The sequence below is a fragment of the Parasutterella sp. genome, from assembly GCF_057870745.1.
The window spans coordinates 22,861-48,169 of sequence record NZ_DBMALT010000004.1 but is presented as its reverse complement, the minus strand read 5'-3'; the positions used below and the strand labels follow the sequence as shown (position 1 = coordinate 48,169).

Here is a 25,309-nt window from a genome sequence, read left to right as displayed (position 1 = left end):
CTTCAGTCGTTTTTGTTCAATCAAGAACGGTAGTCGTCGCCGTACAGAGAAACTTTGATTCGCCGCTGTGCTGAGATTTTCATCAGCAGACCGCAGCAGATTCCGAGAATCAGCAATGCCGTTCCGCCATAGCTCATAAATGGCAGCGGGACACCTACTACCGGAAGTATGCCGCTCACCATTCCCATATTCACGAAGGAATAAATGAGGAAGATCGTTGCAATCGCACAAGCCAAGAGACGTTCAAAGACGGTATTAGCCACGGAAGCGATGTACAGCGCTCTCATAATCAAAAGAGTGTAAAGGCCTAAAAGACAGATGTCTCCGAAAAAACCGAATTCTTCGGAAAAAACAGCAAATAAGAAGTCACTGGTGCGCTCGGGAATGAAATCCAAATGGGCCTGCGTCCCGTTCATCCAGCCTTTGCCTGTCATTCCGCCCGAACCGATGGCGATGATCGCCTGCAGCGTGTGGAAGCCGGCTCCGAGCGGGTCGGAACTCGGATCCAGAAGCGTCAGCACACGCTGTCGCTGATAGTCATAAAGCGAATTCCAAACTATCGGCAGCGCAACCAAAACGCCTGAAACCAGCAGCAGCAAAAACTTCCAGCTGAGACCGGCAAAGAAAATCACTGCAAAACCTGACGCCAGCACAAGAATGGAGGTACCTAAGTCCGGCTGCTTCAAAATCAATGCGACCGGAAGCGCCAGCATGCCAAAAGCAACCAAATAGTCCCACCATTTAAGAACGCCTTCCTGGGCCGTTAGGCGGAGCTGGAAATACCAGGCAATCAGCAGCGGAGTTGCCAGTTTCATAATTTCCGACGGTTGAATGCGAATCACACCGATATCGAGCCACCGCGTTGCCCCTTTGGTGTTAACGCCGAAAAGCAATGTCGCAACCAAAAGCACGAGTCCGACAACATACGCCGGCGCAGCCAGATTTCTCGTCCATTTGAGCGGCATCGTCGCAAAGAGCATCATCGCTGCCCCGGCCGCCGCAAGGTTGCGGATTTGACCGTCAATTCGCCACGGAAAGCTGTATCCGGCCGAATAAAGTGCCACAAAACCCCAAGCGCTCAGAATCAGTACGATCACCATCAACGGCCAGTCAATCGACCAGATGATCCCAAGCAGTCCTTTCAGGATACGGATGTGGAAAGGTTCACGTGTATGTGCGTTCATTCTTTTTTACCCTTTACCGTACCTGCGGCTGCCGTCTGAGCTTTTTCACCCGGCTTTGCCGTCTTCTTCACTGCTGTGCTGCGAGCCTTAGTCTGCTGCACTTTTTCTTTTCCTGTCTCTTCGGCGACGCCTTTATCCTTGTTCTGTTCAACCAGGTAGTAATCCAAGATCTTCCGAGCCAGCGGTGCCGCCGCTGCCGCTCCGAAGCCGCCGTTTTCGACCATAATCGCAAGCGCAATTTTGGGCTTATCAACCGGCGCAAAAGCAATAAACAAAGAATGATCGCGGTGACGTTCTTTAATTTTATTTTTGTTGTAAGTTTCGCCCTGTTTGATGCCGAGAACCTGCGCGGTTCCCGTCTTGCCGCCGACCGTATAAGGAGCGCCGGCAAAAATCGCTCTGCCGGTTCCCTTCTGCGTCACATCCTGCATGGCGCGTTTAATAAAGTTGACGTTTTCTTTTTTCAGCGGAATAACGTCGACGGGATTTTTCGCCACAATCTCTTCTTCGCCGGTCTTTGAATTGATGATTTTCTTGACCAGGTGGGGCTTCATGACGATGCCGTCATTAGCCAGTGTCGCCACGGCATGCGCAAGCTGAAGGATGGTAAATGCGTTATAGCCTTGTCCGATGCCGATAGAGATCGTGTCTCCCTGGGCCCAGCGCTGCTTAAAGCGCCTTTGCTTCCATTCCCGCGACGGAAGAATACCGCGGGCCTCTCCGACTAAATCAATGCCCGTGATCTGCCCGAAGCCGAACGGCTTCATGAAATCATGAATCCTGTCGATGCCCATGTCCTGTGCCAGCGAGTAGTAGTACACATCGGAGGAAACGACGATCGAACGGTGCATATCAACCGGCCCGTAGCCGCGGCCGCGAGTGGAATCTCGGAACACATGATTTCCCAGCTGGAAGTGTCCGTTGTCATTGATCACACGTTTGGGGTCGCGGACTTTCATTTCCAAAGCGGCCAAGGCCATGAAAGGTTTAAACGTTGAACCGATCGGATAGGTGCCTCTCAAGGCACGATTCATGAGCGGCTTATCTTCGTCCTGATTAAGATTGTCCCACGTCTCCTGGTCGATTCCGTCAACAAAGAGGTTCGGGTCGAAACTGGGATTGGAAACAAACGCCAAGACGTCGCCCGTTGCCGGTTCGATAACGATCACCGTACCGCGCCGATCTCCGAGCTCCTTCATGATCTCCCGCTGCAGTCCCATGTCCAGCGTCAACACAAGATTATTGCCGCTTTGCGGCTGCGTCATCGAAAGCGAACGAATCGGACGACCGGAGGCACGTACCTCGATTTGTTCAAATCCGGGCTTACCGTGGAGTACGTCTTCGTATGAAAGTTCGATTCCTGTCTTGCCGATATTCAGCGTTCCCGTGTAGTCGTTTCCGCGGCCGCTTTCTTCAAGCCTTGTCTGATCTCTTTGAGAGATTCGGCCGATATAGCCGACAACGTGCGCCGCGTCCTTTCCTGCCGGGTAAGAACGATGCATGCGAGAACGAACTTCAACGCCCGGGAACCGCCAGGTCTGAGCGGTAAATCGAGCGACTTCTTCATCGGTCAGATTCGTCTTCACCGGAACCGGACTCAGACGGGGCAGTTCATCCTTGAGACGATTGAATCTGCGAATGTCTCCCTTGGAAATGGAGATAACCTTCTGAAGTTCTTTGATCGTCTGATTAAAGTTAGGGGTTTTGGCCGGCGTGATTTCCAAGGTGTAGATCGGGTCATTCGTAGCCAAAACTTCCCCGTTTTTGTCCATAATGATCCCGCGGCGGGGCGGATGAGCCGTCTCCGTCTTACGGTTCGCTTCGGCCTTCGTCACGAGCTCGTCGTATTGGAAAATCTGCAGATAGGCAAAGCGGCTGGCAAGAATTAAATAAAGCAGAATCGTCACGAGCAGAAAAAACCAGCATCTGCGCGTGAACTGTTTTCTAAATTTCTGCTCCAGCTCGAGGTTGCGTCGTTCCATGGTGAGGATTAAGCCCCGTAATTAGGAACCCATCGGCGTGCGAGGAGCCAGCACCAAGCCGGCCAAAATACGACGCATAACAAACCTTGGGCAAAAACAGACCATGGCCCGAAGCCGTTCCCGAAACAAAATGCTTCGATCGTCAAAAGAAGCGCGGGGATATAAAAAATCGGAATCAGCGAGATAGACTGCGCAATACTGCTTAACCAGCTCAAGCGTACGCTCATCAATTCTGTAAAGAAAACCACCATACAGTAAGTCAGCGCGTGCTGTCCGAACACGGCGCCGGTATCTGCGTCCGTCAGAAGTCCGAAAACAAAGGCCAGCCAATAATAGATGCGATTCGGCTGATGGATAGACCAAAAAACCAGCGTCAGAACTAAAAAGCTCGGAAAGTAAGGCAGGTGCGACAGAGGCAGCAGATCCAGGCACCAGGACAGGATTAAAGTTCCATATACCCACCAGCCCGATGCAAACGCGGGGTCGTAAAAAGACTTGTTGGGACGACGGCTTTTGAAGCCCTTAGAGAACTCGCTCATCTTTTCGGCTTCCTTCTGACTTGACCGTCGCCAGCACTTTCTTCCGCCTCATCGAGATCCGGCTGCTCAACTTTAGTGTCCACATAGAGGACAAGGACATATTCACTGGTACCGATGGATTTAGGAGAAGATACCGTCACGTTGACGTAACTGCCGGAGTCGCCCGGCTCCACTTTCGTCACAACGCCGACGGGAATTCCTTTCGGATAAATGCCGTCAAGACCGGAGGTAACAACTTTCTCCCCGACTTTAATCTTGTCGGAGAAAGGGAGATCGCGGCTCTGAAGCGTCGAGCCGTCGCCGCTTCCGCGAACAATGCCGCGCACATGAGAATTGGTGAACAGAACCGGCACTTCCTGATTTTTATCCTGAATCAGCTGCACCTGACTGGAATTCGGGGCAACGTGAATGAGCTGACCGGCCAAGCCGGCTTCTGTCACGACCGGCATACCAACCTCGAGGCCGTCGTTGGATCCGCCGTCAATTTGATAACGCTGCGTGAAACCGTCGAAAAGAGCGCGGCGAACTTCAAACATTCCGGTTTTAGCCGTATACAGCGTTTTCTGCTGAAGCATCTCTTTGAGAACGCGGTTCTCCTCGCTCAGCGTACCCATGCGGTAACGCTGCATCTCGCTTTCTGCGAGGCGCTTTTTCAACTCTTCGTTTTGAGCGATTAAGGAAGATTTGGAACGCAGGTAACTGTCGGCAAAATCGACTCCGCGCGCCGGAGAGGCAACGCCGTTATGAATCCAGTCTGCAACCCAAGCAAAACCAGAGCGCACAGGCTCCATTACCTGCATTTGATGGTCGACAACCATCATCAACACCGAGATCGCGACAAAAAAACCGAAGCTCGTGAACGAAGAAGCGCGGGGCGCATTAAACTTCAGGTGTTTTGACGGCCCGACCATACCTTTTGATCGGTCAGATTAACCGAAGCAGAAAATAGAATCTTCGATCTTACCGATGCCTTCAAGTGCAATGCCGCAGCCGCGGACAACACAGCTCAGAGGATCGTCGGCAACGACGACCGGCAGGCCGGTTTCTTCCATCAGGAGGCGATCCAGGTCTTTCAGCAGTGCACCGCCGCCTGTCAGCATCAGACCGCGAACCGCGATATCGGCACCGAGTTCCGGAGGCGTCTGTTCGAGCGCTTTTTTAACAGCTCCTACCACCTGATTCAGAGGCTCGGTCAAAGCTTCCAGTACTTCGTTGCTGGAAATCGTGAAGGAACGGGGCACCCCTTCTGCCAAGTTGCGGCCCTTGACTTCAAATTCCCTGACTTCGCTGGAAACGAAAGCAGAACCGATTTCTTTTTTGATTCGTTCTGCAGTGGGCTCGCCGATCTGCATGCCGTAGTTGCGGCGAATGTAGTCAATGATGGCCTGGTCAAATTTGTCGCCGCCCACGCGAACGCTGCAGGCGTAAACAATACCGCCAAGGGAAATCACGCCGACTTCGGTCGTACCGCCGCCGATATCGATAACCATGGAACCTGCGGCTTCACTGACGGGAAGACCGGCTCCAAGTGCGGCAGCCATCGGCTCTTCAATCAGATAAACCTGTTTGGCGCCGGCGGCTTCTGCGCTTTCTTTAATCGCGCGGCGTTCAACCTGAGTAGAGCCGTAGGGAACACAAATGACAATGCGGGGGCGCGGAGTGAAAATGCTCGGGGTATGCACTTTCTTAATAAAGCTTTTGAGCATCTGCTCGGTAACGGTGAAATTAGCAATCACACCGTCTTTCATCGGGCGAATAGCATCAATATTTCCGGGAACGCGTCCGAGCATATTTTTAGCTTCCTGACCCACTGCGCGTACGTCGAGTTTGCCCGAATTGCTTTTGTCGGTGCGGACTGCAACCACGCTCGGTTCGTTGAGAACCATTCCCTTGCCTCGGCAATAAATGAGAGTATTTGCCGTACCCAAGTCAATTGCTAAATCGTTAGAAAAATAATTTCTAATACTGCCGAACATCAAATTCCCCTTGCCGCCTCTCTTTGGCACATATTTGGTAACTGCCTTTACTGCTTTTAGCAACACGTAAGGCAAACGTAAATGATAGACTAAAAAAGGTATTTTAGAGTCCGGGAAAGAGTTTCTTGTTACTTGCAGAAACAAGACTTTTCGGGGCATCCACTTTTGCAGGAAATCCATGTCACTTACTATCAATGACGTGCGACGCATCTCCGATCTCGCACGTATCGATTTGTCCGAAGAGAGTGCTAAGAAGCTCATGGGCGAGCTTAATGACATTCTTTCCATGGTCGAGCAGATTCAGTCTGTCGATACAACCGGTGTCGCTCCCATGCCTCACCCTTTCGGTGGTGTTCAAAGACTCCGTCCCGATGATGTCACCGAACACAATCGCCGAGAGGAAAATATGAAGAACGCTCCCGACGAAATGGACGGTTTATTCTTAGTACCAAAAGTTATCGATTAGCATGAAAGAACTTACACATGCCTCCGTGGCAGAGTTGAGCGCTCTTCTTTCTAAAAAAGAAGTCTCTGCAAAAGAAATCGCTCAGGCTTATCTCGACAAAATCGAGGACAAAAAATCCTTAAATGCATTCCTGGACGTCCGTCCGGAAGTCACTCTGAAAGAAGCCGAAGCCGCTGACCGTAAAATCGCAGAAGGTACGGCTTCTCCTTTAACGGGCGTTCCCATTGCACACAAAGACATTTTTGTCACCCGTAACTGGGCGAGCACGGCCGCGAGCAAAATGCTCGAAAACTACATGAGTCCGTTTGACGCCACCGTTGTAGAACGCATTCAGGAAGCCGGACTCGTCTGCCTGGGCAAAACGAACTGCGATGAATTCGCAATGGGTTCTACCACTGCCAACAGCGCCTACGGAAAAACCTTCAACCCCTGGAACGAACATGTCGTCCCAGGCGGCTCTTCCGGCGGCTCCGCTTCCTGCGTGGCTGCTCGACTGACTCCAGCAGCGACCGCAACGGATACCGGCGGCTCAATCCGTCAGCCGGCAGCCTTCTGCGGCGTCACCGGTATTAAGCCCACATACGGCCGTCCCAGCCGCTGGGGCATGATTGCATTTGCCTCCAGTTTGGATACCGCCGGCGTCATCGCTCAAACAGCGGAAGACTGCGCTCTGGTCCTTTCTCAGATGATCGGTTTTGATAAGCGCGACTCCACCAGCATTGAACTGCCGCCGGAAGACCTGACAATCGGCCTGAATGACGGAGTCAAAGGTCTGCGCATCGGTGTCCCGCGTGCATGGATCGATAAAGCCGCTCCCGCGCTGAGAGACTCTATTTACGCCGCATTAAAAGTTTATGAAGACCTCGGCGCCGTTCTCGTTGACATCAAACTGGAAAAAGCCGACTTAGGCGTCCCGGTCTATTACATCATTGCTCCGGCAGAAGCGAGCTCCAACCTCGGCCGCTTCGACGGCGTTCGCTACGGTCACCGTGCCCAGAACTACACCGACCTGCTCGACATGATCAAGAAGAGCCGCGACGAAGGTTTCGGCCCCGAACCCAAGCGCCGTATTCTCATCGGCACGTATGTTCTTTCTCACGGCTACTACGACGCTTACTACATTAAGGCTCAGCAGGTTCGCCGTCTGATCGCCGAAGAATTCGATCATCTCTTCGCAGAAAACTGCGCCGTGATTGCCGCTCCGGTCTCCACCGATGCTGCCTTCCGCTTCGACGACAAGAGCGATCCGCTTTCTCTTTACCTGAGCGACCTTTACACCGTCCCCGGATCGCTCGCCGGTCTTCCGAGCATGAGCGTTCCCTGCGGTATGAGCCCGGATAACCTTCCGTTCGGCCTCCAGCTGATTGCTCCGAAATGCAAGGAAGCTCGTCTGCTCCGCACTGCCCACGCCTATCAGAACGTCACCGATTGGCATAAGGCTGTCCCCGCCGGATACTAAGAAAGGATTACAAAATGGAATGGGAAGTTGTTATCGGACTGGAAACACACGTCCAGCTGTCCACTAAATCTAAAATCTTTTCCGGAGCGTCTGCAGCCTTCGGCGCAGAGCCGAACACTCATGCATGCCCGATCGACTTGGCCCTCCCTGGCTGCCTTCCGGTGCTCAACCGCGAAGCCGTCGAAAAAGCGATCCGCTTCGGCTTGGCCATCAACGCTAAAGTCGCCAACCGTTCGGTTTTTGACCGTAAACACTATTTCTACCCTGACCTTCCGAAGGCCTATCAGATCAGCCAGTTCGAACATCCCGTCGTCATCGGCGGCGAACTGACAATCCAGGTAGAAAATCCCGACGGTACAACATACGCAAAAACCGTTCACCTGACCCGCGCACACTTGGAAGAAGATGCGGGTAAGAGCGTTCATGGCATCGTTCACGGGAAGACAGGCATCGACTTGAACCGTGCCGGTACTCCACTTCTCGAAATTGTGAGTGAGCCGGAGATGCGCAGCTCGGCCGAAGCCGTGGCCTATGCCCGTGCTTTGCATGAGTTGGTGACTTGGATCGGCGTGAGCGACGGCGACATGCAGAAAGGCAACTTCAGATGCGATGCCAACGTTTCCGTACGCCCGAAAGGACAGAAAGAATTCGGCACCCGCTGCGAAATTAAAAACCTCAACAGTTTTAAATTCCTGCAGGCCGCAATCGACTATGAAGTTCGCCGTCAGATCGAACTGATCTCCGAAGGCGGAAAAGTGGTTCAGGCCACTCGCCTCTATGACCCGGACAATGACGAAACCCGAGAAATGAGAACCAAGGAAGATTCCATGGATTATCGCTATTTCCCGGATCCCGATCTGCAGCCGCTGGAAATTTCGGACGAATGGATTGACGAGGTCAGAGCCACCATGCCGGAACTGCCCGGCGCTGCTCTGAACCGTCTGATCCAGGAATACGGTATTAACGAAGCCGATGCGATTCAGCTGACTTCTCACCGTCCGCTCACCGTCTATTTCGAAACGGCTGCTGCGAATGTGAAAGATAAGAAGACCGTCGCGAACTGGATCCGCGGCGAAGTCTTGGCCAAGCTGAACGCTGCCGAGCTCACGATTGAAGAGTGCCCGGTATCGGCAGAACAGGTCGGCCAAATCCTCAATCGAATGAGCGACGGAACCCTCAATCAGAAGGGTGCCCGCACGGTCTTCTCCGCCATCTGGGAGCACAAAGGCGACAATGTCGACGCGCTGATCGAATCGCTCGGCTTGAAACAGATCTCGGATACCGGCGCCATTGAAGCTGCGATTGATGCAGTTCTGGCAGCTAATCCGAAGATGGTTGCCGAATTCAAATCCGGCAAGGAAAAAGCCTTCAATGCATTGGTCGGTCAAACTATGAGAGCCACCAAAGGAAAAGCCAATCCCGCTCAGGTTAATGAAATCCTGAGAGCGAAACTGGCTCAGTAAACCTTTTTCTCATTGACAGACAGGACGGCATCGCCGTCCTGTTTGTTTTTCACCTTTTAGTGATTGCTGCCGTATTTACGACGATACTCAGAGATGGCGCTTTGATAGACGGAGAGTTCCGGATCCTTTGTCTCTTTAAGGAAGGACATCAGGTCGGACAGGTCTGCAATTGCGACGACAGGCATGCCGTAGCGCTCCTTGACGTCTTCTACTGCCGAGCGGTCCGCCACTTTTTCTGCTGTACCGGCGCATTCCATGCGATCCAAAGCCAAAAGAACACCTGAAGGATGAGCGCCGCAGGCTTCAATGATTTTGACGGATTCTCCGACCGACGTACCGGCAGAGATCACGTCATCGATGATCACAACGTGACCTTTGATCGGGGCTCCGACGGTATTTCCGCCTTCGCCGTGATCCTTGACTTCTTTACGGTTATAGGCAAAAGGCAGATCGTATCCGAGTTCAGCCATTCTCATGGCAACTGCAGCGGCCAAGGTAATGCCTTTATATGCCGGTCCGAAGATCATGTCGCACTCGATACGCCCTTCTTCCATGGCCTTGATCAAAGTGCGGGCGTAAAAGTCCGCAAGTTTTGAGAGCATGGCACCGGTATTAAATAAACCCGCATTGAAGAAATAGGGCGACAGGCGGCCGGCCTTAGTTTTAAATTCTCCGAACCTTAATACTTTGGATTCAATACAAAACTCAATAAATTTATGCTGAATGCTGGACATAATGAAGTCACCGAGAAATTAAGACTTAAGTGGCCGATATTCTAGCGAGGCATATTACGCAAAAACAATCGGTTCGAAATTCTTTTCCTCAGAGTACGGTTCTTGGAGACCGACATTTCTCTTGACCGCGGTAAGATTAGATATTCTGAAAAAATGGACCGGCAAGTGCTTAAGATCATCACCATCAATACCAACGGCATCCGCAGTGCTGTCAATAAAGGCTTTCATCTCTGGCTAGCAAAACAGGATGCTGACATCGTCTGTATCCAGGAATTAAAAGCTCAGCCGAATGAAGTACCGGACGAGATTAATTTGGACGGTACTTTTTATCGTTACGTCCACTGCGCCGAAAAGAAAGGCTATTCCGGCTGCGCGATCCTTTCCCGGAAAAAACCGGATGAAGTCATTATCGGATTCGGCAACGAAGAATTTGACCGCGAAGGACGATATGTTGAAGCCCGCTTTAATAATTTAATCGTCGTCTCTATTTATTTCCCTTCAGGAAGCTCTTCTGAGGAACGCCAGCAGGCAAAATTCCGCTTTCTTGACGTCATCAAAGGCCGCTTAGATGAGCTGCTGCGTGACGGACGAAATGTTGTCTTGTGCGGCGACTTCAACATCGCGCATAAAGAAATTGATATTAAAAATTGGAAAGGTAATTTGAAAAATTCCGGCTTCCTTCCGGAAGAGCGTCAGTGGATCACGGATCGGCTTAGTGAAGGCTGGCAGGATGTCTTCCGGCGCCTGGACCCGCGCCCGGATCGCTTCACATGGTGGAGCAACCGAGGACGCGCCAGGATCAATAATGTCGGGTGGAGAATCGACTATCAGTTTTCAACGCCGGCGATTGCTTCCGCCGCGAAAGAAACCAATATCTATCGAGACGAGCGCTTCTCCGATCACGCCCCGCTTACCGTCGTCTATGACTTTAATTTGCAATGATTGCTGAACAAATTCTTTTCTCCCAAGGGTTCGGAACCCGTCACGAATGTACGGGCCTTATCGTTCAAGGACGTTTTCATGTCAACGGCATCGCCGTGACCGATCCTGACGAGGACATTCCGACCGATAATCTTACGTTTGAAGTCGACGGAGTTAAGTGGCCTTTCTTTGAAAAAGCCATCATTCTGCTGAACAAACCCGAGCACTACGAATGTTCTTTAAAGCCCATTCATCATCCGAGTGTGCTCTCGCTGCTGCCTCCGCCTTTGCGTGTGAGGAAAGTCCAGCCTGTCGGCCGTCTCGATGAAGATACAACGGGACTGCTTCTGCTGACCGATGACGGAAAACTGATTCATCGGCTCACGCATCCTAAAAAACACGTCTCTAAAATCTATCGTGTCACGCTTAAGCATCCGGTCACCAAACAGCAGATCGCTCAGCTCCTTAAAGGCGTGCAGCTCGCAGACTCTCCGGATATCGTGAAAGCCGTCAGCTGCGAAAAAGTCTCCGAACTCGTCATTGATCTCGGCATTACGCAGGGTAAATATCACCAGGTCAAGCGCATGATGGCTGTAGTGTCCAATCGTGTCGTCGCACTGGAACGAATTCGTTTTGGAAACCTCTCTCTTCCGGAAGGCTTGAAACCGGGTGAATGGACCTGGGTCAAATCCGCTAAGGAAATTAGCGCATGATTCAGTCTTCAAAGCTGCAGAGTCGATTTTCGGACTTCAAGGTTTACCTCAAGCCCGTTTGCCTCAGAATGTTCTTTCTGGGATTCTCTGCGGGACTGCCGTTGCTCTTGGTGCTGGGCACGCTCGGCTTTTGGCTGCGCGAAGCTGGCATTGATCTCAAGACGATCGGATTCCTCTCCTGGGTCGGATTGGTTTACGGCTGTAAATGGCTGTGGGCCCCACTTGTCGACAACGTCAAGCTCCCTTGGTTATCCGAGCATTTAGGTCAGCGCAGGGCTTGGCTCGCCCTCTCTCAGGTGATGCTGATTATTTCGCTCGCCGGCATGGCCTTCTCTAATCCGCAGACGCATATGCCTCAGATCGTCGCCTTTGCGCTGCTCACGGCATTTTGCTCGGCAACGCAGGATATTTCTCTGGACGCTTACCGCATCGAAAGCGCTTCTGCTGATCTTCAGGGCGCTTTAGCGGCAACTTATCAGACCGGATATCGGCTTGCAATGATTTGGGCCGGCGCCGGCGCTTTTGCTCTGGCGGCCTTTTTCCAATCGGCTCCGTCCGGCGTCTATGATCAGACCGGCTGGACCTGGGCCTATCTCATCATGGCCGCTTCGATTGGCGTTGGTCTGGCAACCACTTTGCTCTCCCCGTCGCCGAACGCTTCCGATGAGAAATCTAAACTGCGTCAGCTGGAGGAAATGCGTCACCACGTTCACGCCTTTACCCTCCGCCATCCTTTACTTCCTCGTTCTATCGCTAAGGTTATCGGCTGGTTCGGCTTTGTCTGCGTTCGACCGATTGCAGACTTCTTCTACCGGTATCGCTGGCACGCCCTTGCCATCCTGCTTCTGATCGCAACATACCGGATCAGTGACGTTGTGATGGGTGTGATGAGCAACCCTTTCTATCGTGATATGGGTTTTACCAAGGAAGAAGTTGCCGCTGTCTCTAAGATCTTCGGCGTCGTGATGACCTTGGTCGGAACATTCATCGGCGGCATCGTGGTGCTAAAAATCGGCATTCTGAAAACGCTCTTTATCGGGGCGCTGCTGTCTGCCGGCACCAACCTGCTCTTCTCTGCGCTGGCAGGCATCGGCCACAGCCTTCCTTTTCTGGTATTTACCGTCAGCGCAGACAACCTCTCCGGAGGTCTCGCAAGCGCTGCCTTTATTGCCTACCTGTCGGGACTCACGAACGTACAATACTCCGCAACTCAGTATGCAGTTTTTTCTTCCATCATGCTGATCCTGCCGAAATTTCTTGCAGGCTTCTCGGGCGTGTTGGTCGAGAGTTTCGGATACTCAAACTTCTTTATCCTGACGGCTGCGCTCGGTGTCCCGGTTCTCGTTTTGATTCCGATCATCGGCTATCTATCGAGACAGCAGCCTTCCGATAAAAATTAGGCTTTCTCTTCTCCGTCTTCCGGCTCATTCAGCTCCGGCAGGTCATACCCCTTTGTTTCATGAGCGATTTCGGCTAGACAGCTCACCATATCGGACAAAGCAGAGGGAAGGTCTTCTAAAGGTGCGTCTTTGTCGAGAACAGTCTTGACCTGAGCAAAATCACCCAAAGCTTCTTCGGGCAGATGGCGTAAAACACCGTGCAGAGAACGAGCGACGGCACGCGAATTGGTATCTAAGATGCCGGGCCAGGTTTGCGCGGCTTCCAGGAAACCCAATGCAAACGGCTCAAGCGCTTCAATTGCGGCTTTGCCGGTCAGAGGGCGGCCTTTTTCATCTTCTGCTTCAAAATAAACGGGGTCCAGCGGTACCGCTCCGGCCAGCTGGTCTCCGATCTGATAGAAACGTTTGAGAAGCAAAGCTCTGAGCCGTTTGTCGCTCTCCGGACTTCCGGTCCCCGCGTCCTTTGCTCCCACCGTCGACAAAATATGCGGCAGCCAATCCTTGGTTTCCGGCGTTTTAGGGAGCAGCTGTACCGCCGTCATAAAACCGTCGGCTTCGGCTAAATCCATTGCCTCTGCTTCCACCGGAATAGAAGCTAATAACTCATCCGTCTCGACAAATTCATCATCGGTGACGGCATTCGACTTATCCGACATTTTCCTCTGCTCCTTTTTCTGTAAATTGATCCAACAGCTTGCGAACTTCCCCGCTGTCTCGGGATTTTACAAGCTTCAATGTCAGCCTCTGACAGCTGCTCCGTTTCAGAGACCTTATCATTTCCTTCACAATCGGTATCTGCATCGGCACCATTGAGAGCTCGTTAATGCCAAGACCGACGAAGAAAGGCACCATCTCTCGGCGTCCGCCCATCTCGCCGCAAATTGAAATCGGTTTGTCCAGTTTTTGGGCTGCCTTGGCCGCCGTACGAATTAATCTAAGCACTGCCGGATGACATTCGTCGTAGAGCGGAGCCACCGAAGGATTTCCGCGATCAACGCCAAGTGTGTACTGAATGAGATCATTGGTACCTAGGGAGGCAAAATCTGCTTCGCTGAGGAGCTCCTCGGCACAAATCACGGCCGCGGGCAGTTCAATCATGATGCCCACCGGCACGGATTCATTAAAGTCGAGCTTATCTTCTCGGAGCTGCGTCTTGGCAAGTTCTATGTATCGTTTGGCTTCCTGCACTTCCTGCAGACTCGAAATCATCGGCAGCATAATGCGCACGTCCGCACCGTAAGCAGCTCGAAGAATCGCTCGAATCTGCGTGATAAAAAGATTCGGATTCGCCAGGGTAAAACGGATCGCCCTCAAACCCAGCGCAGGATTATCTTCTTTTTCCGCACCTGAAAAATAGTTGCGCTTTCTTGCTTCGGCATTGAGCAGCTTGTCTCCGCCGACGTCGATCGTACGGATGGTGACCGGACGCCCGGCCATCGTGTCAATCAGCTCTCGATAGCTTTCCATCTGCTCCCGTTCGTCCGGGAGATTGTCCCGCCCCATGAATAAATACTCGCTGCGAAACAGACCTACGCCCTGAGCACCTAGGTGCAAAATCTCATCAAGTCCTGAGACCATGGCCACGTTGGCCTTCAGAGTAACTCGGAACTTGTCTTTCGTTTCGGCCACTCGGCGGCGTGCACGATAGAGCTGCGAATACTTCTTTTCCTGAGCTTTGACGTTCCGTTCGATCTCCTTAATTTCTGCAGATGTCGGATTGCAGATGATTTGACCGCTGTTGGAATCTACAAAAATACGATCATTATTTTTAATAACGGAGACCGCTCCGGCCACACCCACGACGGCAGGAATAAAGAGCGTTTGAGATAAAAGAGCCGTATGAGAAGTCGGACCGCCCTTTTCCGTGACGATACCGACTAAATCCAGCTCTTCGTATTCCGTCAGCCAAATCACGTCGGCAATCGAAAGGTCATTCGTCACCAAAATCACTTCCGACTGAGCATTACGCACTTTTTCTTGGATTTTGCGGCGTTCTCCGGTCAGCTCCTCCTGCAGTCTGCGGACAACATGAACGATATCGTCGCTGCGTTCGGCTAAGTAGGCATCCGTAAGGCTGTCAAATAGTTTCAGCGTATCTTCCAGGTGCTTTTGCAGCGCCCACTCGACATTGATGAGCTGAGTTTTAACCCGGTCCGATACGTCTTCAAACATCGTTGAATCATTGACCAGAAGTTTGAAGACTTCAAGAAAAGTTTTAACTTCTTTAGGCGCTTTTTTAGGAGAACGCCGAATCATCTGATCGAGCTCTCTGCTGACAGAGCCCACCGCTTTCTTAAAGCGGCTCACCTCTTTGCTGACATCTTCGGCAGTCACCGAGTAGCGGGGAACCTGCAGAGAAGAAGTCTGCATCACTCTGGCGTGTCCGAAGCCGATACCGCTCGAAACGCCGACCCCTCTCAGCTCCTGTCGTTGAGACACAAGCTTTTCACTCATGATTAGTCGTGCTCTCCGAACTTGGTATCAAAAAGCTCTTTCAGCTGTTGAAGAGCGGACTCTTCATCCGTTCCGTCGGCGCTAATCTTTAAAACCGTGCCTTTAGAAGCAGCTAGAAGCATGACGCCCATAATCGATTTTCCGTTCACAACGCGGCCGTCTTTATCAATCTTGATTTCACTTAAGAATTCATTCGCTTTCTGGGTAAGCTTGGCGGCCGGACGAGCATGGAGTCCGAGACGATTAATGACTTCTACTTCAATGGTTTTCATCGGTGCACTCTCCGGGAATACAGATAACGGGACGGATCTCCTGAGCCTTTGCCCGCAGCTCTTCAAAACTCAGCGAACGATAGGTAAGCATCTTAAAGAACAAAGGAAAGCTCAAAGGGGACACAACCATGCATCGTTTCCCGCTGGTGTATTTCTTTAATACGTTGCAGGGCGTTGCTCCCTCGATATCCAAAAGAATAATCATTTCATCTGTTTGAACCGAATCCCAAACCTTCTTTAGATGTTCGAACTGGTCTTTCTCTTCCGCGTCGGAATCAATATCGGCTGCTGCACAGTGATCAATCGGCCCCATGATCTGGGTTGCGGCCTTGAGCATGGCACTGGCAATCGGTTTGTGTGCCGCTAAGATGATCCCTTTGGGCAATTTCTCCATTCTTCAAACTTCCTCGTAAAAGATAACGACATTTTATATGGACGGTGCCTTCGGTCGCTCATTTAAAGCCTCTCAGGTTTCCTCAGGCCTGCATTCCATCTAAAATATTTCTTTCACTCATTGAGGTCACCATGGCGATCGTTACGTTTAAGAGCAATGCTGCAGGCGAAATTTACATGTTCCGTGAAACGGCTGATAAGGTTTTCAAAGTCATCGGAAAACCCTTGGGCATCCGCGGTGTTCTCACGCCTGAAGAGCTGCCGGCTGCCATCGCGGCACTGAAGACCGAGATGGAAAAGGAAAAAGAATACTTAAAAGCGGTCCGTGAACGCGAGGACAAACTTTTTAGGGAAGGCAAGGATTTAGATGAGGAAAAGAAGCCCTCGATCGAACAGCCTGTTTATTTCACGCAAAGGGCCTACCCGCTGCTGGAAATGTTTGAACTAAGCCTCAAGGACGACACACCTGTGGTGTGGGGCGTTTGATAGACTGACCTCTTAAGCAGCAAAAGGACGGATTCTCACCGTCCTTTTCGTTTTCTTATCTTGGACTTTAGGCTCTCCAGAACCCGCGGGTAAAGAGAACGAGAACTGTGAAAAGCTCAAGACGTCCGATAACCATCAGGAAGCAGCAGAACAAAACCTGGAAATCAGACAAGGAGCTAAAGTTATAGGACGGTCCGAGACTTCCTAAAGCAGGCCCTAAATTATTCAGACAGGACAGCGCAGCCGAAAACGACGTCAAGCCGTCAAGCCCCGAAAGCAGGAACACAATCGTACTAACCAGCGCAATCACGGTGTAGAGCATTAAAAACGCCATCACCGAGAAGATAATCTGCTTATCAATCACCTTATTTCCGATGATCAGCGGACGCACCATACGCGGGTGAAGAATACGTTTAAATTCCAAGTTGCCTTGTTTCACCAATGCAATCGCACGAATCATCTTAAAACCACCGCCCGTCGATCCCGCACAGGTTGCGAAACATGATCCGAAAAGAATCATTAACTGGACGACCAGCGGCCATTCGCCGTAATTGGTATTGGCAAAGCCGCTGGTACTGATCACAAAAACCGTATTCGTCACGCCGTAATAAATTGCATCGTAGACATTGGTGTACGTCTTGGAATAAACCAGCATGAAGGATGCGAAAATCGAAATAAGGGCAGCCGTTCCGATCCACCCGCAGGTCTCCACGTCCTTCCAATAGACCTTCAAAGACAGCTTTCTCCACGCAATAAAGTGCATGGAGAAGTTAATGCCCCCGATCAATAAGAAAACCACACAGACCCAGTCCACAGCTCTGCCCGGCCAATAGGCAAAGCCCGCGTCATGGCTGGAGTAGCCGCCTAAAGAGACCGTGGTAAAGGTGTGCATGATGGCATCGTCCCAATCCATCCCTGCAAAGTGATAGCAGACGGCGCATGCCACGGAGATCGCCAAATAAATGTTGTAGAAAGCCTTCGCCGTATCGGCAATTCGAGGCGTAAGCCGACCTTCCTTCATCGGACCGGAGCTTTCCGCCCGGAAAATCTGCGAGCCGCCGACGCCCAACAGAGGGAGCACGGCTACCGCCATCACCAGAATTCCGATACCGCCCATCCATGCAAGAAAGCACCGCCAAAAATTCACGCTGAGCGGCAGTCTGTCCAGCCCTGAGAGAATGGTGCCGCAGGTCGTCGTAATACCGGAAGTCGCCTCAAAAAACGCATGCACAAAGGAAATGCCTTCGATATTGACGTAAAGGGGGATCGTTGCGGCTAAAGCCAAAAGAACCCAGGCCATCGTAACCAAAAGAAAGCCGTCCCGAGGAATCAGCTCTCGCTTGTAGCGCCGTGTCAGAAGCCACATCAGCAGCCCGGTGAAAAACGTAATGCAGAAAGCAATTTCAAAACCGGCAGAGGCTCCGTCCTTCTTCCATAAAGACAATGCCAGCGGAATCAGCATCGACAGAGAAAAGCCGATGATGATCGGTCCCAGAACATTAAGTACGGGGAGCAGCATCAGGCGAAGGACTGGCGGCAGCAGCTGCATCTTAGAAGAATCCTACGGAAGGCGCGAACAGTTTTTCCACTTCGGAAATTTGGCGCTTGTTGCCCATAAAGACAATCACTTGGTCTCCGTCGAGCACTTCCGGTACTTCGTTCGCCATAAATACTTCCTGAACGCCGGCGACCGTTCGCAGAATGCATCCGATCGCCGTCCCCTGAGGCATAGCGATCTTGTCCACCGGCCGTCCGATAACTTTTGAGTTTTTAGCAGAGCCGTGAGCGACGATTTCCATCACCTCTGCGCCTCCTCTGCGCAGCGTATGGGCCGACAACACGTCGCCCTGACGGATATGCCGCAGCAGATCCGACAGCGTTGCTTCCGTCGGAGAGAAAGCAATATCAATACTGGTCCCTTCAACCAAATCGATATAGTCCGTGCGGTTAATCAGCGTAATCGCGCGGTGAGCCCCGAGTTTCTTCGCCAGCAGACAACTCATAATATTGTCTTCATCATCGTTGCTGACCGCGACAAAAAGGTCTGTGTTGGCAATACCTTCGTCGATAAACAGGCTCTCGTCAGTCATGTCGCCGTGCAGCACAAGAACGGAGCTGGAAAGGTTCTGAGATAAAAACTGACAGCGGGAAATATCCGACTCAATAATCTTGACGTTGTAAGCATCTCCTGAAACGGTCTCGACCTGATCCAGCGCTTTGGCAAGCTGCAGCCCTAAGCTGCCGCCGCCAACAATCATGACGCGGTCCGAACGCCGCGTTTTTACTCGGAATGCTTTCACAACGGCGTGTGCACAGGCCTTCGTCGTAAGGAAGAAAATTTCGTCGCCGGCCTCTAAGACTGTTTTTCCGTCAATGTCGTCCAACCGGTACTTCTGTCGATAGATGGAAACGATTTGAACCTTAACCCTCGGCAGTTCGTCCTGCAGTGCGCTGACGGGACGTCCGCACATTTTTGATGCGCTGACGATCTTTACCGACATCAGCACTACGTCTCCGTCGGAAAACTCAATCACCTGGAGCGCTTCCGGGTAAGTAATCAGCTGGACAATGTAGTTGGTAATCGCTTCCTCAGGCCAGATCACTGAGGTCGCACGAAAACCCGAGGTAGAAAGAAGCGCCGGATACTCTCTGAGCTCGTCATTACGGACGCGTGCGATACGGGAAGGAACATTAAAAAGCTGTTCTGCAATCAGCGTCACGGCAAGATTGGTTTCATCATTTGCGGTGACCGCAATGATCATGTCAGCGTCGACGGCGCCGGCGTCAGCGAGAACGGACGGTGAGGTGGCGTCACCCACAATCCCTTGGAGGTCGTAATTGCTTTGAATCTCGGCAATCTTGGCTTTATTAGTGTCCACGATCGTGATGTCATTGGACTCGGACACCAAGTTGCCTGCGACGGAGGAGCCGACTTTTCCCGCTCCGATGATCAGAATCCGCATTTCTCCTCCTTAGTTACTCAAAGCAAAGAACTACTCTTTTGCTTTGCCGATTTTGCCGACTTCGATTCCTAGCTGTTTTAACTTGCGATACAGGTGGGTTCTCTCCAGTCCTGCAAAACTGGCCACTCGCGTAATACTATTATTTTCGCGTTTTAAAAGGTTTAAGAAATAAATGCGTTCGAATTGGTCCCTTGCCTCCCTAAGCGGCGCGCAAAAATCCACCTGCTCAAGAAGCTGGGAACCGGAAGCACTGCCGGATTTCTCCTGGGACTGAAGCGGCGCCGGAGCAGCCGGAATAGGCGCCTGAACGCCGGATCGAACCGGCGCCGGTTCGGCACGGTTGTATTGCGGACGAACAGCAGCTCCGATCTTTGGTTCACGAGGGCTCTTAGCCAGCGCCTCTTTGACCGAGCTGATCAATCGGGACAGAGCAATAGGCTTCTCCAAAAAGTCTACTGCGCCGAATTTCGTCGCCTCCACGGCCGTATCCAGCGTCGCGTGGCCGCTCATCATAATCACCGGAACGTTAAGCTGGCCGGTCGCATTCCACTCCTTAAGAAGAGAGACACCGTCATTGTCCGGCATCCAAATATCAAGCAGAACCAAATCCGGGTGCTGTGTCATTGCAGATCTTGCTGCACTTGCATTCTCTGCTAAAAGAACTCCGTAGCCCTCATCGGAAAGAATTTCAGAGAGAAGTTCCCGAATTCCGATTTCGTCGTCAACAACCAAAATTACTGCCATGTTTTTCTATTTGTAATAAAACAATTCTTTTCATTTTACCGAACCAAATCAATTCGGTCGGCTTTGTTCGTGCCAAAGACGGTGAAAAACAAAGATAAGCCTTGCGCCGCAGACTTTTCCGTCGATATCCTTACGGTTTTCTGCTGCAACCATCGCGCCGTGTTCTTCGGCAATTTTCTTAATCGTCGCAAGACCGAGCCCGGTGCCCGAAGACTTCGTTGTGACATACGGCTCAAAAGCATGTTCGAGAATTTGATCGGTAAAGCCGGGACCGTTGTCTGCAACGTCCAGCTCTACCCCGTCCACGTCGCCGTTCTCGTCTTCTGCCACTGAGGCTCGGATGGTAACCACCAGTTTGTCTTTGTCAGGTACCGCCTCCATGGAATTCGACAAAAGATTGTGGAAGACCTGGCGAAGCTGATTTTGGTCGGCTTCTACGGCAGGAAGCCCGGGCTGCAGAATGAGATCAATGTGGATACCGGCCGCCTGATAAAACTTCACCACTTCTTCAATGAATGCTTTCAAATCAAGCTTGTCGTAGTGGGGCGCACCGATCTTCGCATAGAGACGAAAATCATTGACCATCTGCTTCATGGCCGTTACCTGATTGACGATCGTGCGAGTCGCCCGCTCAAGAATCTCCTTGTCACGTCCCTCCAGTTTTTCGCCGATCTTCATCTCTACACGTTCGGCAGCCAGCTGAATCGGCGTCAGCGGATTCTTGATTTCATGAGCCAGCCGGCGGGCGACCTCTCCCCATGCTTCGGTTCGCTGGGCAGAAACAAGGGCGGTTACGTCATCAAAAACAATCAAATATCCCTGGCCGTCACCGATCGGAAGACGCGTGGCTCTCGCAAAAAGATTTTGTTTTGTCACGGCGCTCTCGGGGCGCTGGTATTCGCACTGAAGCGTAATATCCGTTCGTTCATCGGTCTGCGCCACCAATTTCTCAACGACCGCAGACGCAAAGCCCGGAATAGCCTGAGCAAATTCCGAGCCCAGCCGATCTGTCAGCGGAATACCCAAAATTCTGGAAGCACTGGAGTTAGCCGAAATAATCTTCTTCTCATTGTTCAAAACAATAACGCCGGAAGACATCTTGGCCAAAATACGTTCCAAGTAGCTCTTAGCTTGTTCAAGCTCTGCGCCGCGTCGGACTAAGGCCGCCTGCGTTTGGGCCAGCTGCTCGGTCATGCGGTTAAAAGAGCGAGCAAGTTCACCAACTTCGTCGTCGGCTTTAACTTCCGGAATCAAATCGTATTTGCCTTCTGCAACTTTCCGCGTACCTTCCAAAAGCATCATCAGCGGCTGGCTGATTCTGTTAGCCATAATCACGGAGAGAGCAATGGCGCCGAACATGGAGAGCAAAAGCACCAGCGTCAGAGAAATAAGATAAATATTGTTTAGCCCCGCCCGCGCGAGCACCATTTCCTGGTAATCCCTGTAGCCGTTCATAAGTGTGTCGGCGTTCGTTGACAGGGAAGGAGGAACGTTATCCACGACCTCTAAAAATACGGTCTCGGAGCCGGCTGGCTGCAGAACTGAAGAGCGCCCCTTCAGATAGTCGGGCTGCTCGGTTCGATAAGCAAATGACGCAATGCTCTCTACCGACGGCACGGACACGATAACCCGGGCTTTCTGCATTCCTCCGGCCTCATCGTCGATTTGCTGCCAAAAACCTCTTGTCCGGACTGTCTGAAGCACACGATTTGTCGGAACACTGGGAACCAGGCTCCTAAAAGAGCTCGCACTGACCGTGATGAAATTGCCGGCGGAGTTAACCAGAATGGCTTCCTGCAGCCCTTGGCGTTCTCGAGCTGCATCCAATACCGTCATCCAATTCGTCGGAGGTGTTTCCGAAATTTCATTGGCAATAGCATGCGCTTTTTGCCGCAGAGAACTCTGAAAGTTCTCCAGAACCTCTCTGCCCAAAGTCAAACCGGAATCCAGTGCGCGCTCTACTCGGACGTCAAACCAGGATTCGACGGAGGTATGGAGAAACTGCACGGATGTCGCAAAAATTAAAATCCCGGGCACTACGCCGGTCAGACCCAATGCCAAGGCAAATTTAGAGAGGATTTTTACGCCGTATTTTTTCTTTTGAGCTCTGCGGTAGAGTCGGTACAAAAGAACACAAACAAGTCCGAGAAATACCAGCGCGATGATGGTGTTAAGCCAAAGGAGCAGTGTGTAGTATTTTTCAAAAAATGTACTGTTCTGGCTGGCCAATACTAAAAGGAAGAGCAGTACACAGCTCACGCCGATCACTGCGATCAGCCCAAGCCGGAAGTACTTGGACATTTATTTCTCCCCGGCGCCTTTAATTTCGGCGTCAAACCATCCCGAATTCAAATTCCAGCCGTCGTCCTTTCTCAGCGTTACCTGGAACGGCCGCGGAAGTTTAGAAGTATCTAAATAAAAACGAGCCCGCGCTTCATAATCCTCCGGATTAAGATTCCGGTAGGTGCCGACGTATAGATTATTAATCGTTTTAATGAATCTCAGCGCCCCTTCAAGAGAAGAAAAACTCTGCGTCATACCGCCGATTGCAACACGGTAGCTGCGGGTAAGAGGATTAAAGCTCAAACGGATGGTTTCCTTGATGCCGCAAATAGGGCGATCGAACCAGTACCATCGCTTCTTTTCCACTTCCACTTCGATCACAAAATAAAGCGTGATCCCTCTCTGGAGGACGTCCTCAACTTCGGAACTGAGTTCGAATTCGAAACTGCTGCTGAAGTACAAACCCTTCGCCGGCATCTCCTGTCCTTCGATAATCGGGTCGACGGGCACGACAACGTCCGAAGCCTGAGCACTCATCGAAGTGCCCAAGACAAGGAGCGTGATCGCCAGCAGTTTCTTTAAGGACATCAAATTTTCTCAAGTAAAGCGTAAAAGAATCCGTCGTGCGTGCCGGGCCAAACAGAACCGGTTTCCTGCGGTCCCTCAGCGGGAGAAAGCGATAAAAGTTTTTCACCTTTCGGTCCGATCGGAATCAGTTTGGCATCCGGATGGCGGGCGCAAAATGCCTCGATCCCGCGCGGCCCTTCCTCGGGAAAAACCGAGCAGACGGCATATAGAATTCTGCCATTATTTGCCAAGAGGGGCCACATTGTCTCCAGAAGCTTTCCTTGAGTTCGCGCAAGTTTGGCAATATCCTCGGGCTTTCTTGACCAGGGAATGTCAGGATGTCTTCTCACGATCCCCGACGCCGTACACGGAGCATCAAGTAAAATCCTATCAAAGGGGCGGCCGTCCCACCATTTTTTAGGATCACCCGCATCTGCCACCGTTACTTTCGCCTTTAAGCCCAGTCGCTCCAGATTTTCAGTAATCCGTGACGCACGCTTAGGATCAATTTCAAGCGCTGTCATATCCGCGTCAGCCAGCTCCAAAATATGAGCCGTCTTACCGCCCGGTGCTGCACAGGCGTCCAGGACCCGCATTCCTTCCTTAGCATCGAGGAGTTCGGCCGCCAGCTGGCTTCCGGCATCCTGCACCGAAACCTCTCCCTCAAGAAAACCGGGAACATCCTTTACCGGTCTCGGAGCAAGAAAAATCAGACCGAATTTGCCGACGCGCTCGGTCGGAATCCCTGCCTTTTCCATTTTGGCCTGCGCCTCTTCCACAGATACGCTTCTTGTGTTGACGCGAACTGTCATCGGAGGATGTTTTTGCTGAAGTGCAAAAATCTCCGGCGTCTGCGATCCGAACACTGCCTCATAGCGGCGGATCCACCAATCAGGTGCATTAAAGCGTACCGACGGCAGCTTTTCAGCTTTCGCTAAAAGTTCAATCTTTTCCCTGCCGAAGCGCCTCAAGATCGCATTGACGAAATTGGCCGCCTTTACCATTTTGCGGGAATGTTTCGCTGCTGCGACGGCTTCATTGACTACGGTAAATGGCTTTTCCTTCCCTTCGGACAGCAGTCCAAGCGCAAGCTCTATTAATGCGAGTACCTCGTCTGCGGGCGCGCGCGAGATCAGATCCGAGGAAAGCTTCTGAAGCAAAGCCCTCTGACGTACGGTTGTATACAGAACGCTTTGGCAGGCGCTTCGATTTTCAGAATCTTTCGGCAGCCCTTCGAGGACTTTTTCTATCGACAAGCCCTTCTTGACGCCGATCCAAAGCGGAATCGTCTGCGTAAGAGTAACGGCTAAGGCAGCAGAACTCATTTAAGAACCTCTCCTTTGGAAAAAGCGTGACCGGCGATAAAGTCACGAACATCCAGCTGCTTTCCTCCGGGCCTCTGCAGACGCGTAATACGCAAAACAGAGCCTTCCCCGCAGGCAACTAAAATTCCTTTAGCACTGCTTTCAATGACGGTCCCGGGTGCTTGGCTTGTTTTCTGTTCTGCTTCGGCAAAAGCCATCCAGATTTTCAGTACTTCATCCCCGCAGACGCAGAAGCAGCCGGGCACGGGGTTAAAGGCTCTGACCTTATCCGCAATCTTGTCGGCAGAAGCCGACCAATCAATTTGGCCCTCCGCCTTGGCCAATTTAGATGCATAAGTGGCCCCCTCGGGCTGAGGAACAGGCGGATAGGCCTGCGGATCCTGCAGATAGTCAATCAGCATCTCGGCTCCGAGTCGGGCAAGCACCTCTGTAAGTTCGCCGGCCGTGTCCTTATCGGTGATCGGAACGGAACGCTTCATGAGCATCGGGCCCGTATCAAGTCCGGCATCCATCTGCATTAACGTGATCCCCGTTTCTTTGTCACCGCGCTCAATCGCACGGGCAATCGGCGCCGCACCTCGCCACTCCGGAAGAAGACTGCCATGGATATTCACGGCTTTCAGCGTCGGGAATTTTTGAGGCAGGACACCTAAGGGAATATCGAGAACAAACTGAGGAATGATCAGTCCGTAAGCAGCCACAACAAGAACGTCCGCTTGCGCTTCCTGCATTTTTGACAGTACTTCGGCCGTTTCTTCGCCGCCTTTTTCGACACGGAGAGACAGCGGCGTGTAAACAGGAATACCGTGCTGCTTGGCCAGTGCTTTCACGGCGCTTTCTTTCAGCTTGCGGCCGCGGCCCGCAGGTCGGTCCGGCTGAGATAAAACCATCACGACTTCATGTTCGCTTTGAATTAAAGCCTCTAAAGCTTTGGCCGCAAACTCCGGCGTCCCTGCAAAAATAACTCTCATATTGTCCTCTTAAC

Annotated in this window: 24 protein-coding genes; 7 read left to right on the top strand and 17 right to left on the bottom strand. The window is 51.8% G+C overall.

What is annotated here, in order from left to right; genetic code table 11:
• Positions 1-20 precede the first annotated feature (20 nt).
• From rodA to ACZND6_RS02080, 5 genes are read right to left on the bottom strand one after another with little or no spacing between them, the layout of a single operon-like run.
• Positions 21-1,184: a rod shape-determining protein RodA gene (rodA, locus tag ACZND6_RS02100; RefSeq protein WP_370749173.1), complete on the bottom strand. Its 1,164-nt coding sequence runs from the start codon at positions 1,182-1,184 to the stop codon at positions 21-23.
• Complete coding sequence (gene mrdA / locus ACZND6_RS02095; protein WP_489524351.1) at positions 1,181-3,166, bottom strand: penicillin-binding protein 2; 1,986 nt, start codon at positions 3,164-3,166, stop codon at positions 1,181-1,183. The genes rodA and mrdA overlap by 4 nt, the downstream gene beginning before the upstream one ends.
• 8 nt (positions 3,167-3,174) lie before the next feature.
• Positions 3,175-3,705: a rod shape-determining protein MreD gene (mreD, locus tag ACZND6_RS02090; protein WP_489524350.1), complete on the bottom strand. Its 531-nt coding sequence runs from the start codon at positions 3,703-3,705 to the stop codon at positions 3,175-3,177.
• Positions 3,702-4,616: a rod shape-determining protein MreC gene (mreC, locus tag ACZND6_RS02085; RefSeq protein WP_370749168.1), complete on the bottom strand. Its 915-nt coding sequence runs from the start codon at positions 4,614-4,616 to the stop codon at positions 3,702-3,704. The genes mreD and mreC overlap by 4 nt, the downstream gene beginning before the upstream one ends.
• 18 nt (positions 4,617-4,634) lie before the next feature.
• A complete protein-coding gene (locus ACZND6_RS02080) occupies positions 4,635-5,681 on the bottom strand; it encodes a rod shape-determining protein (RefSeq protein WP_008810283.1) in 1,047 nt (348 codons plus the stop codon).
• A 178-nt stretch (positions 5,682-5,859) separates the two neighbouring features.
• Between ACZND6_RS02080 and gatC the strand changes: the two genes are divergently transcribed.
• The 3 genes from gatC to gatB are packed head-to-tail and all read left to right on the top strand — an operon-like array spanning position 5,860 to position 9,069.
• On the top strand, positions 5,860-6,147 hold the full coding sequence (gatC, locus tag ACZND6_RS02075; RefSeq protein WP_370749166.1) for an Asp-tRNA(Asn)/Glu-tRNA(Gln) amidotransferase subunit GatC: 288 nt from the start codon (positions 5,860-5,862) through the stop codon (positions 6,145-6,147).
• A gap of 1 nt (position 6,148) precedes the next feature.
• Positions 6,149-7,606 carry an Asp-tRNA(Asn)/Glu-tRNA(Gln) amidotransferase subunit GatA gene (gatA, locus tag ACZND6_RS02070; protein WP_370749164.1) on the top strand — a complete coding sequence of 486 codons (1,458 nt, stop codon included), beginning with the start codon at positions 6,149-6,151 and terminating at the stop codon, positions 7,604-7,606.
• A 14-nt stretch (positions 7,607-7,620) separates the two neighbouring features.
• The gene (gene gatB, locus ACZND6_RS02065) at positions 7,621-9,069 is read left to right on the top strand and encodes an Asp-tRNA(Asn)/Glu-tRNA(Gln) amidotransferase subunit GatB (protein WP_489524349.1); all 1,449 of its coding nucleotides are present in this window, start codon (positions 7,621-7,623) and stop codon (positions 9,067-9,069) included.
• Between the two features lie 56 nt (positions 9,070-9,125).
• On the opposite strand, the gene pyrE is transcribed toward gatB, so the two are convergent.
• Positions 9,126-9,803, bottom strand: coding sequence for an orotate phosphoribosyltransferase (pyrE, locus tag ACZND6_RS02060; protein WP_370749160.1), 678 nt, complete (start codon positions 9,801-9,803; stop codon positions 9,126-9,128).
• A gap of 165 nt (positions 9,804-9,968) precedes the next feature.
• Between pyrE and ACZND6_RS02055 the strand changes: the two genes are divergently transcribed.
• The 3 genes from ACZND6_RS02055 to ACZND6_RS02045 are packed head-to-tail and all read left to right on the top strand — an operon-like array spanning position 9,969 to position 12,837.
• The gene (locus ACZND6_RS02055) at positions 9,969-10,745 is read left to right on the top strand and encodes an exodeoxyribonuclease III (protein WP_370749158.1); all 777 of its coding nucleotides are present in this window, start codon (positions 9,969-9,971) and stop codon (positions 10,743-10,745) included.
• Positions 10,742-11,437, top strand: coding sequence for a pseudouridine synthase (locus ACZND6_RS02050; protein WP_489524348.1), 696 nt, complete (start codon positions 10,742-10,744; stop codon positions 11,435-11,437). The genes ACZND6_RS02055 and ACZND6_RS02050 overlap by 4 nt, the downstream gene beginning before the upstream one ends.
• Positions 11,434-12,837, top strand: a complete 1,404-nt coding sequence (locus tag ACZND6_RS02045; RefSeq protein WP_489524347.1) for an AmpG family muropeptide MFS transporter — start codon at positions 11,434-11,436, stop codon at positions 12,835-12,837. Before ACZND6_RS02050 ends, ACZND6_RS02045 begins: the two co-directional genes overlap by 4 nt.
• Here ACZND6_RS02045 and ACZND6_RS02040 read toward each other — a convergent pair.
• From ACZND6_RS02040 to ACZND6_RS02025, 4 genes are read right to left on the bottom strand one after another with little or no spacing between them, the layout of a single operon-like run.
• Positions 12,834-13,493, bottom strand: coding sequence for a UPF0149 family protein (locus ACZND6_RS02040; protein ID WP_489524346.1), 660 nt, complete (start codon positions 13,491-13,493; stop codon positions 12,834-12,836). The two genes, ACZND6_RS02045 and ACZND6_RS02040, sit on opposite strands and share 4 nt — an antisense overlap.
• A complete protein-coding gene (ptsP, locus tag ACZND6_RS02035) occupies positions 13,483-15,291 on the bottom strand; it encodes a phosphoenolpyruvate--protein phosphotransferase (protein WP_489524345.1) in 1,809 nt (602 codons plus the stop codon). The genes ACZND6_RS02040 and ptsP overlap by 11 nt, the downstream gene beginning before the upstream one ends.
• 2 nt (positions 15,292-15,293) lie before the next feature.
• Entirely contained in the window at positions 15,294-15,563 is a 270-nt protein-coding gene (locus ACZND6_RS02030) for an HPr family phosphocarrier protein (RefSeq protein WP_489524344.1), read from the bottom strand.
• Complete coding sequence (locus ACZND6_RS02025; RefSeq protein ID WP_489524343.1) at positions 15,550-15,957, bottom strand: PTS sugar transporter subunit IIA; 408 nt, start codon at positions 15,955-15,957, stop codon at positions 15,550-15,552. Before ACZND6_RS02025 ends, ACZND6_RS02030 begins: the two co-directional genes overlap by 14 nt.
• A gap of 131 nt (positions 15,958-16,088) precedes the next feature.
• On the opposite strand from ACZND6_RS02025, the gene ACZND6_RS02020 reads away from it, so the two are divergent.
• Complete coding sequence (locus ACZND6_RS02020) at positions 16,089-16,442, top strand: DUF1840 domain-containing protein (protein WP_489524342.1); 354 nt, start codon at positions 16,089-16,091, stop codon at positions 16,440-16,442.
• Between the two features lie 67 nt (positions 16,443-16,509).
• On the opposite strand, the gene ACZND6_RS02015 is transcribed toward ACZND6_RS02020, so the two are convergent.
• The 7 genes from ACZND6_RS02015 to fmt are packed head-to-tail and all read right to left on the bottom strand — an operon-like array spanning position 16,510 to position 25,295.
• Positions 16,510-17,991 (bottom strand): TrkH family potassium uptake protein, encoded by a 1,482-nt coding sequence (locus ACZND6_RS02015; protein WP_489524341.1) that lies wholly within the window; start codon positions 17,989-17,991, stop codon positions 16,510-16,512.
• Position 17,992: 1 nt separating this feature from the next.
• Positions 17,993-19,405 carry a Trk system potassium transporter TrkA gene (trkA, locus tag ACZND6_RS02010; protein WP_370749150.1) on the bottom strand — a complete coding sequence of 471 codons (1,413 nt, stop codon included), beginning with the start codon at positions 19,403-19,405 and terminating at the stop codon, positions 17,993-17,995.
• 30 nt (positions 19,406-19,435) lie between these two features.
• The gene (locus ACZND6_RS02005; protein ID WP_370749148.1) at positions 19,436-20,149 is read right to left on the bottom strand and encodes a response regulator; all 714 of its coding nucleotides are present in this window, start codon (positions 20,147-20,149) and stop codon (positions 19,436-19,438) included.
• 48 nt (positions 20,150-20,197) lie between these two features.
• On the bottom strand, positions 20,198-22,450 hold the full coding sequence (locus ACZND6_RS02000; protein WP_370749146.1) for a sensor histidine kinase: 2,253 nt from the start codon (positions 22,448-22,450) through the stop codon (positions 20,198-20,200).
• Positions 22,451-23,020, bottom strand: a complete 570-nt coding sequence (locus ACZND6_RS01995) for a DUF4390 domain-containing protein (RefSeq protein ID WP_370749144.1) — start codon at positions 23,018-23,020, stop codon at positions 22,451-22,453. It lies immediately after the preceding gene.
• On the bottom strand, positions 23,020-24,324 hold the full coding sequence (rsmB, locus tag ACZND6_RS01990; protein ID WP_370749142.1) for a 16S rRNA (cytosine(967)-C(5))-methyltransferase RsmB: 1,305 nt from the start codon (positions 24,322-24,324) through the stop codon (positions 23,020-23,022). Before rsmB ends, ACZND6_RS01995 begins: the two co-directional genes overlap by 1 nt.
• Positions 24,321-25,295 carry a methionyl-tRNA formyltransferase gene (fmt, locus tag ACZND6_RS01985; RefSeq protein ID WP_370749141.1) on the bottom strand — a complete coding sequence of 325 codons (975 nt, stop codon included), beginning with the start codon at positions 25,293-25,295 and terminating at the stop codon, positions 24,321-24,323. The genes rsmB and fmt overlap by 4 nt, the downstream gene beginning before the upstream one ends.
• Positions 25,296-25,309 lie beyond the last annotated feature (14 nt).

What these genes read in the sequence shown, in the direction of transcription:
- rodA (WP_370749173.1), bottom strand. Translation starts at nt 1,184, where the DNA reads ATGAACGCACATACACGTGAACCTTTCCACATCCGTATCCTGAAAGGA.
- mrdA (WP_489524351.1), bottom strand. Translation starts at nt 3,166, where the DNA reads ATGGAACGACGCAACCTCGAGCTGGAGCAGAAATTTAGAAAACAGTTC.
- mreD (WP_489524350.1), bottom strand. Translation starts at nt 3,705, where the DNA reads ATGAGCGAGTTCTCTAAGGGCTTCAAAAGCCGTCGTCCCAACAAGTCT.
- mreC (WP_370749168.1), bottom strand. Translation starts at nt 4,616, where the DNA reads ATGGTCGGGCCGTCAAAACACCTGAAGTTTAATGCGCCCCGCGCTTCT.
- ACZND6_RS02080 (WP_008810283.1), bottom strand. Translation starts at nt 5,681, where the DNA reads ATGTTCGGCAGTATTAGAAATTATTTTTCTAACGATTTAGCAATTGAC.
- gatC (WP_370749166.1), top strand. Translation starts at nt 5,860, where the DNA reads ATGTCACTTACTATCAATGACGTGCGACGCATCTCCGATCTCGCACGT.
- gatA (WP_370749164.1), top strand. Translation starts at nt 6,149, where the DNA reads ATGAAAGAACTTACACATGCCTCCGTGGCAGAGTTGAGCGCTCTTCTT.
- gatB (WP_489524349.1), top strand. Translation starts at nt 7,621, where the DNA reads ATGGAATGGGAAGTTGTTATCGGACTGGAAACACACGTCCAGCTGTCC.
- pyrE (WP_370749160.1), bottom strand. Translation starts at nt 9,803, where the DNA reads ATGTCCAGCATTCAGCATAAATTTATTGAGTTTTGTATTGAATCCAAA.
- ACZND6_RS02050 (WP_489524348.1), top strand. Translation starts at nt 10,742, where the DNA reads ATGATTGCTGAACAAATTCTTTTCTCCCAAGGGTTCGGAACCCGTCAC.
- ACZND6_RS02045 (WP_489524347.1), top strand. Translation starts at nt 11,434, where the DNA reads ATGATTCAGTCTTCAAAGCTGCAGAGTCGATTTTCGGACTTCAAGGTT.
- ACZND6_RS02040 (WP_489524346.1), bottom strand. Translation starts at nt 13,493, where the DNA reads ATGTCGGATAAGTCGAATGCCGTCACCGATGATGAATTTGTCGAGACG.
- ptsP (WP_489524345.1), bottom strand. Translation starts at nt 15,291, where the DNA reads ATGAGTGAAAAGCTTGTGTCTCAACGACAGGAGCTGAGAGGGGTCGGC.
- ACZND6_RS02030 (WP_489524344.1), bottom strand. Translation starts at nt 15,563, where the DNA reads ATGAAAACCATTGAAGTAGAAGTCATTAATCGTCTCGGACTCCATGCT.
- ACZND6_RS02025 (WP_489524343.1), bottom strand. Translation starts at nt 15,957, where the DNA reads ATGGAGAAATTGCCCAAAGGGATCATCTTAGCGGCACACAAACCGATT.
- ACZND6_RS02020 (WP_489524342.1), top strand. Translation starts at nt 16,089, where the DNA reads ATGGCGATCGTTACGTTTAAGAGCAATGCTGCAGGCGAAATTTACATG.
- ACZND6_RS02015 (WP_489524341.1), bottom strand. Translation starts at nt 17,991, where the DNA reads ATGCAGCTGCTGCCGCCAGTCCTTCGCCTGATGCTGCTCCCCGTACTT.
- trkA (WP_370749150.1), bottom strand. Translation starts at nt 19,405, where the DNA reads ATGCGGATTCTGATCATCGGAGCGGGAAAAGTCGGCTCCTCCGTCGCA.
- ACZND6_RS02005 (WP_370749148.1), bottom strand. Translation starts at nt 20,149, where the DNA reads ATGGCAGTAATTTTGGTTGTTGACGACGAAATCGGAATTCGGGAACTT.
- ACZND6_RS02000 (WP_370749146.1), bottom strand. Translation starts at nt 22,450, where the DNA reads ATGTCCAAGTACTTCCGGCTTGGGCTGATCGCAGTGATCGGCGTGAGC.
- ACZND6_RS01995 (WP_370749144.1), bottom strand. Translation starts at nt 23,020, where the DNA reads ATGTCCTTAAAGAAACTGCTGGCGATCACGCTCCTTGTCTTGGGCACT.
- rsmB (WP_370749142.1), bottom strand. Translation starts at nt 24,324, where the DNA reads ATGAGTTCTGCTGCCTTAGCCGTTACTCTTACGCAGACGATTCCGCTT.
- fmt (WP_370749141.1), bottom strand. Translation starts at nt 25,295, where the DNA reads ATGAGAGTTATTTTTGCAGGGACGCCGGAGTTTGCGGCCAAAGCTTTA.